Origin of the sequence: uncultured Imperialibacter sp. (genome assembly GCF_963974565.1) — a bacterium.
GTDB lineage: Bacteria > Bacteroidota > Bacteroidia > Cytophagales > Cyclobacteriaceae > Imperialibacter > Imperialibacter roseus.
The window spans coordinates 38689-53642 of record NZ_CAXBCJ010000030.1; the positions used below are offsets into that span (position 1 = coordinate 38689).

A 14954-nucleotide genomic window follows, 5' to 3' on the forward strand; every position below is an offset into this window, starting at 1 on the left:
AAGTCTACCAATTCAACTTGTGAATTCTACCATAGAAAAGATCATCTACCGCATTCGAGTGAAACTTTATTCCATTAGGCAAATAATTTTTTATTTTCCGAATATCACCGGAATCATACTCAATCTTATTGGACACATCCACAGAGTCTTTGACAACAACGACAGAGATGTTATAACCATAACAAAGCACTGACGCATCTTTACAGTTAAACCCTGCAAGCACTAACCGATATAGGAGCAGGCCTGCATTCCAGAGCGACACATGACCTCCAACTATAACGTGTTTGAGTGGTGGAACTGTTACTGCGAGTACTCCCCCTTCCTTCAAATTATTGTGAGCGTTGGTCAAAAACCGTTGAACATCCACTTGGTGTTCGAGCACATGGCTACACCAGAGGCAATCAAATTGCGTTTCAAACTTATGCTCATTAAAGTCGGCCACAATACACTCCTGATCCCCACGCTTCTTTTTAAAGTACACAGAGTCACCATAATCAATGGACGTTACTACTTTTCCTGCTTTTAGGAAAACGTCGGAATGTAAGCCCTCACCCGAACCTACGTCTAAAACTGTTTGAACTTCAAAGTCATTTATCACTTTATACAAAGCCTGACCAGCAAATATATCAGTGTAAGCCTTGGGTAACTTCGGTATTGGCTGGGAGTCTACAGCCATAAACTCAATTTTTTCTGCTATCAGGCCCAAACCTTTAGATAGATTTTTTAGAAATCTATGTTTTAATCCTATTTGTTCTGTTGTATCCATTTTTGGATTTATTTTTAATAATCATCTACTTAACCTCAATTTTGGCCCAGCTCATATCATATCCATAGGCACTCCAAGTATTGTAAGTCAAAGCGCAAATTCTATCAAATACTGGTTTGCCAATTTTCTTGTATTTATCTGTTGAGTCAACAGATATGGGTTTTGATAAATCTATTTTACCATGCCCAATAGTGCCTTTTTGATAGCTAACATGGGATTCTAGCATACTTGGATAAAATTCAATATCTAACTGTAGCAAAAGTCTTCTTAGTTCGGTGTCTGGATCAGCAACAAACCTTTCGTAGTAAAGAATCGGAAGACCTAGTTCGCGCAGAGGGGCCATTCGACGATTGTAGAAGGCACAAAACAAAGAGGAAAAGTCTAGTAGATCCAAGTATTGAATTAGGTCAGTATCAACATCAATCGCCCACTTCATAAATCGGACAAAATTATACTCGTTGTCTATCTTATCCTGTTTTGTTGGCCTGAGCCAAGTCCTCACTTTACGCTTAAGCAATGTGATAAACCGCTCATCTATCTTGTCAAAGCAGACAAGACTTGCAAAAATTGAGACTGGATTCCTTACCAAAACAAACCCTCGAAACGGAAACTTATGTTCCCATACTCCCTGCTTGACAAAAAGTATGCTTTTCCCATCTAGTTTTAAGTCCTTTATAATGGGATGGTCAATTTCTATTTCAGTCTCGGGATATTTCTTAAAATACTCAACCCTCGCTATTTCGTCTTTGGTGTCTTTCTCATTGAAATTAGCAATAACATGGATATTGGGATGTGCAAGGAAAGTTCTTTGTAGTAAAGTCTCACCAGACCTTGCCATGCTAGCCATATGTATTATCGGAACTCGCACCACTTTTTCTTTTTTTATCATATACTGTCAGTCACACAAAGGCCAAACCCATCTCCCCAAATGTCCAAAGACCTGAACTTCCCTGGTGTTCTTTTGCATTGATTTAAGAACCAAAAATGTTGTTTTATTTATTCGACGATAACAGCATCATAAGTCGGTCTTATATGTAAGCTATTTCGTTACGATAACAAAAAGCTTCAACCCAATTTATTCGATGGGTCAACAACAGTTTGATAATTGTTAACCCCCATGCCAATTGTTCGCCGAAGTAGAGTTTTCATTTCCTTATTCAAATCATCAATATTCCTACTTTTCAACGACTCTATTATCCTATAAAATGAATCCTCATCGTAAAACCTGTCTTCCAATCCTTCAAAATTCAAGTTCTCATCCTTTCCATATCTCAAACTAATCAAGTTATAATACATACATTCATAGTATGTCACTGTGTTGAACGTTATGGCAAAATCGTATAAACCACTCTCAAGAAGTTCCTTTATAGTCATACCACGATCCAAAAATTTTAAATTTCTACAATTGGTGACACTTGGAAAATCAAGAATGGAAGAATTGGGATGTGGCTTCACATCAAATTTCACTGATGATTTCGAGGCAATTGTATCCAATAAGACCAAAAGCTTTGAAAAAGGCTCATCATAAAAGTTGAACCCCCCCAAAACAATGCATCTTTCAAAGGAGGTGTCAACATTAATTGATCGCTTCGGATATTTGGGATTTCCCACGATGTAAATATGATTATGGTCCCAATTAAAATCTCTGATCAAATCTGCTTTTGTGGACTCACCAAACGGCAAAATATGTTCTGCACATATGCCTTCCCCGTTTATAATATCATTCGGAATTTGGATTCTATACCTCCCGAATATCCCGTGAAAAATATGGTAAGTATCCACCCCCATTTTCCTTAAAAAAAGTGTCATCAGTGCCTCGATCCCAACAGCACTATTGAATGGGATGTACTTCTTGTTGACGACATCATAACCCCTAAATGCCTTGTCCATTTCATCTACTTGATTGGCAAAGTACATGGCCTTAAAAACCAAATAAATCTTTTGGCTCCAACTAAATTGTTTTAAGTATTGGTTCGAAAATATATACAAAAAGAAAAATCTAAACGCCTTCAAATTCGGAATTAGGGTTTTCTTATGGGGGTTGATCTCAACTTTGACAGAACCTTTGACAGCATCCAAAATGCTGTCAACTAATTCGTTGTAATCCTTCCTGCCAGCAAATAGGGTAGACAAAACTATGTCGTTCATTTTGAATGCTGCTAAGAACTTTCTAGCATCGATTCGAAGAAACAACAACAAAAACGCATACTTTATCCCCTGAGTCCGCTTCGATAGCACTAAATTTATCAAATCGTAGGAAAGTGGCTTGGCTAGATCAATCCCTTTATAATCATATCTCAAAGACTCCTTAATCTTGAGGTAAGTTTGGTAGTCGTCGTAATTGTCTGTTGACTCGAAACTCATCTATTTGGGGTGGCCATTAGTCTCTCCGCTATTTCCAGGTCTTCTGGATTATCGATGTCAATTCCTTCAATGTTGTCTACCTCAACAAAGAATGGCTTTTCACCAACCCTTCGCTTACCCTCTTTCCACACTTCCTTCTTGAATGCAAAGAAAGCACTGGTTTCAACAAGTATAGGCTCCAGGTCTTGTGTCCGTGGCACGTCGTCCAATGAATAGTTTAATGGCTGACCCTTGTACCAGGTAAATGTTTGGATTTTCTGCACAGCAAGGGCTGAGTCATATCCTCCACCAACCACATGTTCGACGGCTGATTCTATAGACGACGTTTTAGTAAAAGGTGAAGTGGTATGGGCCAAAATGTAAACATCTGCCTCTACTGAGTTGCAAAAAGCCTCATAAATCTCTCCTCCTTTGGTAAGATCACCATCTAATTTTGTATCTCGCTTCAAAAAGATCGTCCCTTTCGGTAGCTCAGGAACAATGTCTTCCGAACTACAGTAGGCATATACTTCGTCAATCCGTTCTACCTTTAGCAAGGCTTCAAATATGTAGGTCAGCAATGGCTTGCCACCCAGCAGTATTAAGTTCTTCCCCTTAATCCTCTTGCTGTTCAGCCTAATTGGAACAAAAGCAACTACCTTCATCCGATATTTAGTTATAGGTTGGTATCATTTATTTCTACAATCCCCATCAATTCTTTAAGCTCGTTGGTTACAAGCAAGGAATGTAGGTTATGCAATTTCATTAAGGCCTCAATTTCTGAAATACTGGCCTCTATGCCAATTGCCTTCGGGGCTTTAGTCATAATGTCAGCTGCAGAGAAATCAAACACTTCCTTTTTATATTTCTCCATGTTTCTTCTAATGTCTCCATCTGTTACCAAGCCTATCACTTTGCCGTTTTCAACCACCACAGACAATCCCATCTTTGTTCTTGTGATTTCAAAAAGAATTTTAGTGATGGAGTCCTCAGGTGAAACTATTGGCAATTCCTCCGTTCTCATGATATCTTTGGCCTTGCAAAGCAACTTCCGCCCCAAGCTTCCGCCCGGATGAAAACGAGCGAAATTTTCTGGCTTGAAGTCGTTCACTTTCATTAATGTAATGGCCAAAGCATCACCCATTGCCAAGGTTGCAGTGGTGGAGGAAGTTGGTGCCAACGAAAGCGGACAAGCTTCCTGCTTGATGGTTAAGAGGAGATGAATATCAGAAAACCTAGCCAGTGTTGATTGTGCATTGCCTGTGATCGAGATAACTTTGTTTGAATTGTCCTTAAAAAACGGAAGAATCTTAAGTATTTCATCTGTTTCGCCGGAATTAGACAGCGCTAACACGGTATCATCCGGTGCCACCATCCCCAAGTCACCATGGTAGGCTTCGCCGGGATGCATAAAAAAACTACGTGTGCCAGTGCTGGCAAGTGTGGCAGAAATTTTCTTTCCAATAATGCCTGACTTACCCATTCCTGTCACTAACACCTTCCCTTGCGATGCAGCGATAGTTTGAACCGCCATCTCAAAGTCCGGTCCCAGGTTTTCAATTTGATCTAAAATAGCCTGCGCTTCAATTTCGAGCGCTTCTTTGGCCGTCTTCAGAATATCAGTCATCATTTTGTTAGCAGGCGTTCAAGGAGGCCCTCAAACTTATCCAAATAATACATATTAGGGCCATCACTTAGTCCTTTATCAGGATCCGGATGAACTTCGAAAAAATACCCAGAGGTACCGAAAGCCTTAGCTGAGAAGGCTACAGGCTCAATGTACTCCCGGTTTCCACCGGTGGTAGATCCACCCGAAGGTTTTTGAACGGCATGTGTGCAGTCCATGACAACAGGCACTCCAAGTGACTTCATAACCGGAATATTTCTAAAATCAACCACCAAATTGCCATAACCGAAAATGCTACCTCTTTCTGTTAGTAAAATCTCATCATTGCCGGATTCTTTAACCTTCTCAACTGCATATTTCATATCCGTTGCAGCCAGAAACTGTGCTTTCTTTATGTTCACAATTTTACCCGTCTTTGCTGACTCAACCAATAGGTCAGTTTGCCGGCACAAAAAGGCTGGTATTTGTATGATGTCAACCACTGCCCCGAGTTGCTTCGCTTGCCAACTTTCATGAATATCAGTTGTCACCGGCAAATCAAATTCCTTTTTTATCTCAGCCATCCAACGCATTCCTTCCTCAATACCTGGCCCTCTGAAAGATGATATAGCAGTTCTATTGGCTTTATCAAACGACGATTTGAATACAAAAGGAATATTAAACTTACCTTCCAGACGTTTTACTTCCTTTGCCACCGTCCTCAGTAGCTCATAGCTTTCCATCACACAGGGTCCTGCAATGACAAAAGTTTCACTATTTAGTCTTCTATATAAACTAGTTGTTTCCATTTAGATTATTATACAATTTGAATGTGCTTTTTATCAATAATACAGCTTATACCAATTAACAAACTGTTTCACCCCTTCCTCGAGTGAAATCTTGCTTTCATACCCCACTACCTGATTAAGTGCCTTAGTACTGGCCCAAGTCTTTCCAACATCTCCCGGCTGCATGGGCATCATGTTCAAAATGGCATCTTTACGCAATTATTTCTCGAGGCAGGCAATAAAGTCCAAGTCTTGAAGGCAAATCATGCGTGTACCCTGTATAATTTTGATTGTCTTTTTCACTCCGCAATATATATGTAAAATAGAACCCTTCCATTTGCCTTCATTTCACGGGGTAAACCCCGCCAATCCTGTTACTAGAATTTTGCACATTGAGGAGTTGAGTATTTGAGTATTTGAGGCATGTTCAGACGGTTCGGATATTCGGATGTTCAGACGATTCGGAGTGTCGGATCGTCGTTTATTAAGCAATTCTTCCCTTGTCTTCAACCCTTCATCTTTTTACGATACCCTCGTTGCATTCATTGTAGCTGTTATCCTTCTGCAAGGCGCTTAAATGATTTTTTAAACTTATCAAGGATCTCTTTCTCAAGTATACCGAGTTCTAAAACTATGTCACCCCTTTGAATGGTCACTATTCGGTCAACACGTATGATAGATTCCACTCTTAATCCATTCTTCTTAGTAGGATTCACAGGTATCTGGAAATCATTTCTCTTTTCTGGCACTACCGAACTTAACGCACATAGAATAATGTCTTCAAACTCGTCTTTTGTAGTGGTGACGACCAGGGCTGGTCGCAATTTTCTGCTCTTTAAGTCGGAAAATGGGAAAGGAATCAGGACAATACTACCTGTTTTCATTCTTTGGGTCAAGGTCGTTGTAGATATCTTCCCTTGGATCTGTCCAGAATTCCATGTGCGGAGAGTTCAATGTCATTTCTCTCACCTCTGAGTGTTCATCATTTTCCAAAAATGTAATGATTACATTCTTTCTCCCCTTAAATGGTATTTCTTCTTCAGGACGTATATTCCCTTTTTCGTAAATGCCTTTGATAGAAATCATATTGTTGTGTTCTTCTGAAAATAAATCTACGAATTTCTTTAACGATTTGTTCGGACGGTTCGGATGTAAAAGACATTCGGATGGTTCGGACTTTCGGACACGATTTCGTTAGTGATGAACAGATTGCCGCAGTCGCTGATGATTGTGCTAAAGAACTAAGTTTATTTTGCTCCCTCCCGCCAGTGGTCGGGCACGGCGCAATGACGGACATGATGGTATTCATAATCCTCATTTAATCATTCCTGGAGTCGGAAGACAGGAGACTGTAGACCGAAGTCAGAAGGGATTCGTGGAGCCCGGTGTTCAGCGTCTTCATTGAATCATTCTTTTCATAGTTCGAGACGCCCTAAAGATGTTCCAAGTCGTTTTGATCTTTGGCACGATTGGCTGCCTTCTTAGCCTTTTTTAAATCTTCTATGCCTAGCACGCAAACCTCCAATTGATCAAGTGCCCTCCATTCGACATTTCTGTAAGCCTCATCAAATATTAACCCTTTGACAGCAGTCAGAATGTCGATAGCAACTGGTGGTCGGCCAAAACTGAAGACATCCAGGTCTGTTCTAAGAAAATTGTCCAGCGTCATGTCAAACAAGGGTAATTGGAAACAGGCAAATGCGCTTTTTAAGCGATCGTAATTTTCTTTATCCTGCCTTACCCATATGTCCATGTCACCCGTGGTTCGGTGGTAGCCATGGAGAATAACTGAATATCCCCCTATTAACATATAGTCCACCTTATGTTGATTCAGGCAACCGATAAACTCTTCAAAATCCTGGTTAAAGATGCTACCCATTCCTTTTCTTCATCGAGAACACATTCTTATCCATTGGAGGAAAGCCAGTTTCCAATAACCCGTAGGCCGAAAGGATCAAGTAGGTGGCTGCTTTCAACTTTTCTTCGTCACTTTTCGACAACCAATAGGCTCGTTGATCATCTGCTTCAGCGAAGGACTGGATTCGGAAGGCGGTTTTGTCGAGGCGGAAGGATGGTTCGGACGATTCAGACATTCGGATGTTCGAATGGTCAACCTACGCTAAAGCTTTGGTCGACAGTCCAGCCTTCGCTAAAGCTTCGGCTGGCAGGTCGGATATTCAGATGGTTCGGACTTTCGGATAGTTCAGACTGTCCGAGTGTCGGAATGTCTGAGTGTCCGAACGTCCCAATTTTGGTCAGAGTCCTCATTGAATCATTCTCGGAGTCGGAAGACAGGAGACCGTAGACCGAAGTCAGGAGCCATCCGTGCAGCCTGGTGTTCAGCGTCCTCATTGAATCATTTCTTTCATAGTTCGAGACTGCGGTTCGAATGTTCGGACGGTTCGGATTGTCTGACTGCCCGAGTGTCTGATCGTCTGAGTGTCGTTCCCGTCTAAGCATCAGTCCAGCAGCCATGCCGGATAGTTTTCGTGATTGATCACCTTGGTGGCTTCAACAGGATAGGCATTTAAAAACGTTTTCGGAAAGCGTGCACTGGCCTTAGCATCCCACTTGAATTCAAAAGCAGCAACATTCCCATCTGCTTCTTCCAGGTAATCAATTTCCTGCTGCTGGGTGGTTCGCCAAAAATATCGATGTCCATAAAACCCCTGGTAGCTCATCTTTTTCCACCTTTCGCTTATCAAATAGTTTTCCCAAAGCGCTCCTTTGTCTGTACGGTTTTCCAGGGGGGTAAAGTTTCCAATAATGGCGTTGCGTATACCATTGTCGTAAAAATATACTTTACGGCTTTTCTTTAATTCATTGCGTATGTTCCTGCTGAATGCCCCTAAGCGAAACACGATATACGTTTTCTCAAGCAAATCAATGTAATGTTCAACCGTTTGCTTGTCTGCTCCCACTACCTGAGCAAGTTCATTGTAGCTGACTTCATTGCCAAGTTGTAGTGCCAGTGCTTTTAGCAAGGTGGATAGCAAGACTGGTTTCTTGATCTTCTCGTAGGTTAATAGGTCTTTGTAGAGATAGCTATCCGACAGCAATGAGAGTTTTTCCTTTTCTTCACCAAGCGAAGTGACCACTTCAGGATAGCTACCATAAATCAGTCGGTTTTCCAGGTTTCCGGTTTCCTCAAATGCGTTGGCATGCGCCGCCATTTCACCAAAAGATAATGGGAACATTAAAAACTCATATTTTCTTCCAGTCAATGGTTCGTTGAGTGAATTGGCCAACTCAAAAGACGAAGAGCCTGTGGCCAATACTTGTACTTCTTTCAAATGGTCGACCATCAGTTTAAGTGTGAGGCCTATATTGTCGATGCGTTGTGCTTCGTCTACCACCACCAACCTTTTTCGACCGATTAGCGATTTTAGCAAGGATAAGCCCGCTGAACTCAAGCGCACCCTGTCATTTGCATCATCGCCCGACAACCAAATCATGTCATCTTTATAGGGTGACACAATCTGTCTGACCAGCGTTGTTTTACCCACTTGTCGCGGCCCCATGAGCAATATTGCCTTTCCTTTGAACAGGCGGGATTCAATACGCTGTTTTAAGATTCTCTCGATCACCTCCCTAAAATACAATAAATTTAGATTTCAATCTCAATTTATTATGATATATCGGTGTTACGATCTAATAATATTATGTTTTTTAGACTTATCAACCTATGCTAAAGCTTCGGCTGGCAGGTCGGATGGTTCGGACGAGTCGGACTTTCGGATGTTCGGACGGTTCGGAGTGTCTGAGTGTCGGACCGTCAGGTCGTCTGAATGTCCTTATTCTTTTCAGAGTTCTCATTGAATCATTCTCGGAGTCGGAAGACAGGAGACCGTAGACCGAAGTCAGGAGCCATCCGTGCAGCCTGGTGTTCAGAGTCCTCATTGAATCATTTCTTTCATAGTTCGAGACTTGAGATTGCGGTTCATTGCGACAGATTACTGCGGACAATGAAGGATTCCATTCTGGCTTTGGATATGGTTTCACGCTCACTTCAGGGAGATTCTCACGCTCGTATCAAATGCAGGCAATCGATAGCATTCTTTCAACTCGCTCCCGCCAAAAGGCGGACAGGCAGAATGACGTTCTAATAAAAATGATCGTCACTTCGACGATTTATATTTAGACTGATACCATTCATAAACCAGTTCAAGTCCTTCCCGGAAGCGGACGGTGGGTTTGTAGCCCAGTAGCTTCGTGATTTTGTCGATGCTGGCTTTGGAATGCTTTACGTCGCCGGGGCGTTCGGGGCCATATACCGGCTTGAGGTCTTTCCCTGTCATTTGCTGTAGCATAGTGATCATTTCATTGAGGCTGATCTGATCGCCGCAGGCGGTGTTCATTACTTCATGCTGCTTTAGTTCGGGTAACAGCATGGCCCTGATATTGGCTTGCACGGCATTTTCTACAAAAGTAAAGTCCCGGCTGGTTTGCCCGTCTCCATTGATGGTGGGCTGCTTGCCTTCCATGAATGCCTGGCAGAAGATGGGAATCACTGCTGCGTAGGGGTTATTGGGGTTTTGGTTGGGGCCAAATATATTGAAGTAGCGAAGGCCGATGGTGTGAAGGCCATAAGTTTTACTGAACACGTCACCGTACATTTCGTTCACCGCCTTGGTCACGGCATAGGGAGAAAGGGGCTTGCCTTCGTTGCCTTCTACTTTGGGAAGGTTCGGGCTGTCGCCATAGGTAGATGAAGAGGCGGCGTACACCATTCGCTTTACGCCTTTGTTGTCTTTCACTGCCACCAGCATGTTGAGGTGACCAGCGATGTTTACTTCATTCGAAGTAACAGGGTCTTTTATCGAGCGGGGCACGGAGCCCAGGGCTGCCTGATGGGTCACGTAGTCCATTCCGTCGACAGCTTTTTGGCAGGTAGTCAGGTCACGGATGTCTCCTTCAATGAATTCGAAATTAGGAAGAGTCATGAACGCTTCGATGTTTTCGAAGTAGCCATTGCTCAGGTTGTCGAGCACCCGCACGTGGCCTGCTCCGTAGCGAAGTAAGTACTCCGCAATGTTGGAGCCTATGAAGCCAGCGCCTCCGGTGATAAGGAATTTTTTACCGGAAAGAGGCTCTTTCTGAAATGGCGTGTTGTATAATTTGGTGTTCAAGAGATATAGATTAAAGGACGGTTCAACCTACGCTGAAGCTTCGGTTGACAGGTTCGGTCTGTCTGACAGGCAGCGGGTCGTTTTATTGCTGTTCAGTAGTTCTTGACATTCCGGTAGTCTGACAACATTGACTCTTGGAAAAGGAATTTGCTTTAGCACATTTAGATGTTTGTCATGACTGACTATGTGATCGGCCCTGACCAGCCACAGCACAATCTACAAATTTATTGTCATCAGGATCATCGTTAATAAGGTTCCATCTATAGAAGGGTGTAACCAATTCAACATTGGGAAATTCTAGTAGAAACTCGAGCCGCTCTTCCGATAAACTACTACCATACTTGTCGATGCATTTTTCAATATACTCAGTTAGTATTTCGGTGCTGACCAGAAGAATAAATTTTGATCCATAAATGCTTGAAATACCCACCAATATTTGTGCTTTGGTAAAATCGCTACTGAAAAGACATTTGTATCCAACACAATCCGAGGCCTACTGTCCATCTTCCTCAAGCCAATTGTCGAGATCTTTGTTGGTTATCCCATTTTCTTTGGCAGCTAGCTCTACTTTCTGTGTGAACCTATCGGCAAAAAATTTGCCCAAGAAAAGTTTCAACCCTTCCATCTCCTTTGGAGAAGGGTTAAATGAATAGACTTTCAAAAGTTCTAGCTGAAGGGTAGTCAATTTATCGTCTGATAGATTCATGAGGTAATGAAAATAGCTATATTATCTGGTAACCTCAAGCGCACTTGCCGGGTTTTGACAATGCCTGACGATGACGTTTTCTGGCGTGAAGTAAAGAGGGCGCTCTTGTGTTGGCGGATAGAGCGACCTCTTTACTCAGATACCGATGACGTCCTCATGGTGATTCATGCATTCCTTTTATCAGAGTCGGCCATCGATTACTTCCTTCGGTAAAATTCCTTTCACATCGTACACCACCCCATTGTCGGAGACGAGGGAGCGGATGTCGAGCTGTGCAAATTCTTTGTGGGCTACGGCCAGTATGACAGCATCAAATTTTCCTTTCGGCAGCTCGTTCAATATGTCTATGCCATACTCCGCTTTTACCTCAGCACTGTTGGCCTGTGGGTCGAAGATGATGGGCTCCGTGTGAAAAGACTTTAACTCGTTGATAATATCGATGACCCGGGTGTTGCGTACGTCGGGGCAGTTCTCTTTGAACGTAAAGCCCAGCACCAGGCAGCGGGCGTTGAGCACCGACCTTCCTTTGCGCACCATGAGCTTCACTACTTCTTCAGCCACGTAGCCACCCATGCTGTCGTTCAGCCTGCGGCCAGCGAGGATAATTTCTGGATGGTAGCCCACTTCCTGTGCTTTTTGTGCCAGGTAGTAAGGGTCTACGCCAATGCAATGGCCGCCCACCAGCCCTGGCTTGAAGGGCAGGAAATTCCATTTGGTGCCTGCTGCCTGCAATACTTCGTGTGTGTCGATGCCCAGTTTGTTAAAAATCTTGGACAGCTCATTTACAAAAGCGATGTTGATGTCTCGCTGAGAGTTTTCTATCACCTTGGCGGCCTCGGCCACTTTCATAGAGGACGCCTTGTACGTGCCGGCGGTAATCACCTTGCCGTACAATCCATCGATGAACTCTGCTGCCTCCGGCGTGCTTCCAGAGGTTACCTTAAGAATTTTTGCCACTGTATGCTCCTTGTCGCCGGGGTTGATCCGCTCAGGGCTGTAGCCTGCGAAGAAGTCTTTATTGAATGTTAGTCCAGATGCCTTTTCCAGCACAGGCACACACTCGTCTTCGGTGACGCCAGGATAAACAGTGGACTCGTATACTACCACCGCACCTGGTTTCATCACGCTCCCAACCGTTTCGCTGGCTCTGATGAGGGGCGTGAGCACTGGCCTGTTGTGCTTGTCGGTGGGGGTAGGTACCGTGATGATGAATACATTGCAGCTGGCCAGGTCTTCTTTGGAAGTGCTTACTAAAAGGCCTTTGCCTGCAGAAAGCTCTTTCGACACAACCTTTTGAAGATCAGCGTCGCTTACCTCCAGCGTATGGTCGTGCCCCTGGTTGAGTTCTTTTACCCGAGCCTGGTTGATGTCAAAACCAACAGTAGGGAATTGTTTGGCAAATTCAACGGCTAGCGGAAGGCCTACATAGCCCAGGCCAATGAGACCTATTTTAGGGTTGGAGGGGAAGTTGGTCATGAGATTAACGATAGCGGATATGAAAATACTTATTTAAGGTAATGGTTCTGTTTTTCAAAGGTATGTGAAGGCGCATCACCCAAACACTATTGTTTTTAGGGTGTGTGAAGACACATCGCCCAAACTGTTGTATGTCAAAAGTGTGTGAAGACACGCTGCTCTAACGGTATTATGTCTAAGGTGTGTGAAGACACAGCGCATTAACGGCTTTCTTTTTGTAACACCTATTTTGATCGACAGGCGACTCGTGTAACCAGTGTCTGACGGTTCATTGGCCGTGCCGACACGTACCCCCTCCTTTCAGTGTCCTCTGCGAGAGACACCAAAAGGAGGGGTTACTCATCGGCGGACCAAAGGAGTAGCAAAGGCTTGCGGTTCAGTTCGGATTTTACGTTATCCATTTCTAATAGGCTGAAAATGCTATAGTTGATCTTTCTGTGAATAAGCTGTTCTGCTTTGGCCACCAAAAGGGATAAGTATTGTGTATCGATAGCATCACCTACAATCACCATGTCAATATTGGACGTATTTTTCCCCTCTGCCAGCTCGTTGATCAGGTACACACTGTGCAGGTTGCCCAACTTGTCGACTACCTTTTCCACAAGGACATCGAGCCCCAGGTAGTTGCGCACGAGCTTATTGAGCTCGCTGAATAGTGGGTGCTGTTCGTTGGCAGAGTATACTTTCTTATTGCCTTCCAGTTCTGCTCTCAACAAGTTAGCCCCCTCAAGCCTATTGAGCTCCAGGCGGATGGAGTTGGTGCTTTCGCCAAACTCTGTCTCCAGCGACCGCAAATACGACCTGCTACCCGGGCTCAGGAAAAACCTGACCAGTAGTTTGATGCGTGTTTTGGATGTGATGAGTGTGTCGAGCAAGGGGAGTATTTGGATGTTCAACCTACGCTGAAGCTTCGTTCGACAGGTCAGATGGTTCGGACTTTCGGATGTTCGGATCCGTCTGAATATCGGACTGTCCGAGTGTCTGACTGTCTGACCCGTCTGAGTGTCGGATAGTTTGAGTGTCCGCATGTCGGACAATCTGACTGTCCAGCCTCCGGCACAGCTTCGCCTCCTCAGTCACATGGCGGCGACTTCAAAAAATTAAATTATACAGGCCCGGCGGTTTATTGGCGGGCATAAAAATGTTCTACCGCAGCTTTTGTAAATGCACGGCAGGTATTTCGGCCCGGATCACCTGGCCCAAAGACTCAATGTGCAATATGATTTTGTTACCCTGCCTGGCGATGCATTCGCCTTCCATACCCTTAAAAGCGCCCCAATCTACTTTCACTTTTGCTCCGTCTTCAAAAGTGAAATTCAGTTCTGATACCTCGTGATTGCTCACCTCCTGCGTAAAAATCCCGATCGCTTCAATTTCGTTCTGTTTGACAATAGCGGGCTTGCCCAACCAATACACAAAATTAATGACACCGGGCGTCTGCAGGATGGGCACCCTTTCCTCTTCAGTGGCCTGGATAAAAACATAGGATCTGAACAGGGGTTCTTGTACTTTCTTTTTTCGGTCGCTCCACTGCTTCATCGTGGTAACGGTGGGGCAATAGCTCCGAAAACCATGCTGCTTGAGGGTTTCCGCCACTTTCTTCTCGGCCCTGGATCGGGTGTATAGTACGTACCAATGACTGGGTGCTGGCATAATGAGTAGAAATACTACTCAAAGGTAGGAAGCCGGATGGACATGTCATATTTTTTTTAGCACAATTCGAAGGGGCGAGGAGGAATTTCTGATTAGAGATTTGAGATTATTGCTGATCAAGGAGAGGCTGGAATTGGGAGATAGTCGGATATTCGGACAACAGACACGGTACCTTAACGGTCATTTTCGTAGCCACGAAGGCACAAAGACGCAAAGGTTGTGACGATACATAGATGGGAAATCCTTTGGCGCACTTTAGGAGACGGGAGACAGGCCGACATTCGGACGTTCGGATGGTCGGAATCCTTTGGCTCCCTTTAGGGGCGCCTGGCTTGTGGTGCTGGGTGGGGGAAAACAAAGGATTGAAAGCGTTTAGGAGATGGTTGAAGAGAAGGAAAATCAGTAGTAACCCTCCTTTCAGGACGTTCAGACAGTCGGATATTCGGACAACAGACACGGTACCTTAACGGTCATTTTCGTAGCCACG

At 43.9% G+C, this 14954-nt stretch carries 17 protein-coding genes; all 17 read right to left on the reverse strand.

Annotated features, from left to right (window positions below):
* Nucleotides 1-4: 4 nt before the first annotated feature.
* Nucleotides 5-766, reverse strand: coding sequence for a class I SAM-dependent methyltransferase (locus AAC052_RS26420; protein ID WP_339816150.1), 762 nt, complete (start codon nt 764-766; stop codon nt 5-7).
* Nucleotides 767-791: 25 nt separating this feature from the next.
* Complete coding sequence (locus AAC052_RS26425; protein WP_339816151.1) at nt 792-1655, reverse strand: hypothetical protein; 864 nt, start codon at nt 1653-1655, stop codon at nt 792-794.
* Nucleotides 1656-1831: 176 nt separating this feature from the next.
* Nucleotides 1832-2914 carry a hypothetical protein gene (locus tag AAC052_RS26430; protein ID WP_339816152.1) on the reverse strand — a complete coding sequence of 361 codons (1083 nt, stop codon included), beginning with the start codon at nt 2912-2914 and terminating at the stop codon, nt 1832-1834.
* 212 nt (nt 2915-3126) lie between these two features.
* Entirely contained in the window at nt 3127-3774 is a 648-nt protein-coding gene (locus tag AAC052_RS26435) for an acylneuraminate cytidylyltransferase family protein (RefSeq protein WP_339816153.1), read from the reverse strand.
* 11 nt (nt 3775-3785) lie between these two features.
* Nucleotides 3786-4739: a KpsF/GutQ family sugar-phosphate isomerase gene (locus AAC052_RS26440; RefSeq protein WP_339816154.1), complete on the reverse strand. Its 954-nt coding sequence runs from the start codon at nt 4737-4739 to the stop codon at nt 3786-3788.
* Entirely contained in the window at nt 4736-5524 is a 789-nt protein-coding gene (kdsA, locus tag AAC052_RS26445) for a 3-deoxy-8-phosphooctulonate synthase (protein WP_339816155.1), read from the reverse strand. Before kdsA ends, AAC052_RS26440 begins: the two co-directional genes overlap by 4 nt.
* Nucleotides 5525-6057: 533 nt before the next feature.
* Nucleotides 6058-6387, reverse strand: coding sequence for a type II toxin-antitoxin system PemK/MazF family toxin (locus tag AAC052_RS26450; RefSeq protein WP_339816156.1), 330 nt, complete (start codon nt 6385-6387; stop codon nt 6058-6060).
* Complete coding sequence (locus AAC052_RS26455) at nt 6374-6589, reverse strand: hypothetical protein (protein WP_339816157.1); 216 nt, start codon at nt 6587-6589, stop codon at nt 6374-6376. Before AAC052_RS26455 ends, AAC052_RS26450 begins: the two co-directional genes overlap by 14 nt.
* 346 nt (nt 6590-6935) lie before the next feature.
* Nucleotides 6936-7382: a hypothetical protein gene (locus AAC052_RS26460; RefSeq protein ID WP_339816158.1), complete on the reverse strand. Its 447-nt coding sequence runs from the start codon at nt 7380-7382 to the stop codon at nt 6936-6938.
* Nucleotides 7375-7596, reverse strand: coding sequence for a hypothetical protein (locus tag AAC052_RS26465; RefSeq protein WP_339816159.1), 222 nt, complete (start codon nt 7594-7596; stop codon nt 7375-7377). Before AAC052_RS26465 ends, AAC052_RS26460 begins: the two co-directional genes overlap by 8 nt.
* A 16-nt stretch (nt 7597-7612) precedes the next feature.
* Nucleotides 7613-7978, reverse strand: a complete 366-nt coding sequence (locus tag AAC052_RS26470; RefSeq protein ID WP_339816160.1) for a hypothetical protein — start codon at nt 7976-7978, stop codon at nt 7613-7615.
* The gene (locus tag AAC052_RS26475) at nt 7963-9090 is read right to left on the reverse strand and encodes an ATP-binding protein (protein ID WP_339816166.1); all 1128 of its coding nucleotides are present in this window, start codon (nt 9088-9090) and stop codon (nt 7963-7965) included. The genes AAC052_RS26470 and AAC052_RS26475 overlap by 16 nt, the downstream gene beginning before the upstream one ends.
* 531 nt (nt 9091-9621) lie before the next feature.
* The gene (locus AAC052_RS26480) at nt 9622-10632 is read right to left on the reverse strand and encodes an SDR family oxidoreductase (RefSeq protein ID WP_339816161.1); all 1011 of its coding nucleotides are present in this window, start codon (nt 10630-10632) and stop codon (nt 9622-9624) included.
* Between the two features lie 493 nt (nt 10633-11125).
* Entirely contained in the window at nt 11126-11338 is a 213-nt protein-coding gene (locus tag AAC052_RS26485; protein ID WP_339816162.1) for a hypothetical protein, read from the reverse strand.
* 180 nt (nt 11339-11518) lie between these two features.
* The gene (locus AAC052_RS26490) at nt 11519-12814 is read right to left on the reverse strand and encodes a nucleotide sugar dehydrogenase (RefSeq protein ID WP_339816163.1); all 1296 of its coding nucleotides are present in this window, start codon (nt 12812-12814) and stop codon (nt 11519-11521) included.
* 335 nt (nt 12815-13149) lie between these two features.
* Nucleotides 13150-13710, reverse strand: a complete 561-nt coding sequence (locus tag AAC052_RS26495) for an ArsR family transcriptional regulator (protein WP_339816164.1) — start codon at nt 13708-13710, stop codon at nt 13150-13152.
* Between the two features lie 250 nt (nt 13711-13960).
* A complete protein-coding gene (locus AAC052_RS26500; protein ID WP_339816165.1) occupies nt 13961-14467 on the reverse strand; it encodes a UpxY family transcription antiterminator in 507 nt (168 codons plus the stop codon).
* Nucleotides 14468-14954: the final 487 nt, after the last annotated feature.

What these genes read in the sequence shown, in the direction of transcription:
- AAC052_RS26500 (WP_339816165.1), bottom strand. Translation starts at nt 14,467, where the DNA reads ATGCCAGCACCCAGTCATTGGTACGTACTATACACCCGATCCAGGGCC.
- kdsA (WP_339816155.1), bottom strand. Translation starts at nt 5,524, where the DNA reads ATGGAAACAACTAGTTTATATAGAAGACTAAATAGTGAAACTTTTGTC.
- AAC052_RS26490 (WP_339816163.1), bottom strand. Translation starts at nt 12,814, where the DNA reads ATGACCAACTTCCCCTCCAACCCTAAAATAGGTCTCATTGGCCTGGGC.
- AAC052_RS26470 (WP_339816160.1), bottom strand. Translation starts at nt 7,978, where the DNA reads ATGGCTGCTGGACTGATGCTTAGACGGGAACGACACTCAGACGATCAG.
- AAC052_RS26440 (WP_339816154.1), bottom strand. Translation starts at nt 4,739, where the DNA reads ATGATGACTGATATTCTGAAGACGGCCAAAGAAGCGCTCGAAATTGAA.
- AAC052_RS26460 (WP_339816158.1), bottom strand. Translation starts at nt 7,382, where the DNA reads ATGGGTAGCATCTTTAACCAGGATTTTGAAGAGTTTATCGGTTGCCTG.
- AAC052_RS26425 (WP_339816151.1), bottom strand. Translation starts at nt 1,655, where the DNA reads ATGATAAAAAAAGAAAAAGTGGTGCGAGTTCCGATAATACATATGGCT.
- AAC052_RS26465 (WP_339816159.1), bottom strand. Translation starts at nt 7,596, where the DNA reads ATGTCTGAATCGTCCGAACCATCCTTCCGCCTCGACAAAACCGCCTTC.
- AAC052_RS26420 (WP_339816150.1), bottom strand. Translation starts at nt 766, where the DNA reads ATGGATACAACAGAACAAATAGGATTAAAACATAGATTTCTAAAAAAT.
- AAC052_RS26450 (WP_339816156.1), bottom strand. Translation starts at nt 6,387, where the DNA reads ATGAAAACAGGTAGTATTGTCCTGATTCCTTTCCCATTTTCCGACTTA.
- AAC052_RS26455 (WP_339816157.1), bottom strand. Translation starts at nt 6,589, where the DNA reads ATGATTTCTATCAAAGGCATTTACGAAAAAGGGAATATACGTCCTGAA.
- AAC052_RS26430 (WP_339816152.1), bottom strand. Translation starts at nt 2,914, where the DNA reads ATGAACGACATAGTTTTGTCTACCCTATTTGCTGGCAGGAAGGATTAC.
- AAC052_RS26485 (WP_339816162.1), bottom strand. Translation starts at nt 11,338, where the DNA reads ATGAATCTATCAGACGATAAATTGACTACCCTTCAGCTAGAACTTTTG.
- AAC052_RS26435 (WP_339816153.1), bottom strand. Translation starts at nt 3,774, where the DNA reads ATGAAGGTAGTTGCTTTTGTTCCAATTAGGCTGAACAGCAAGAGGATT.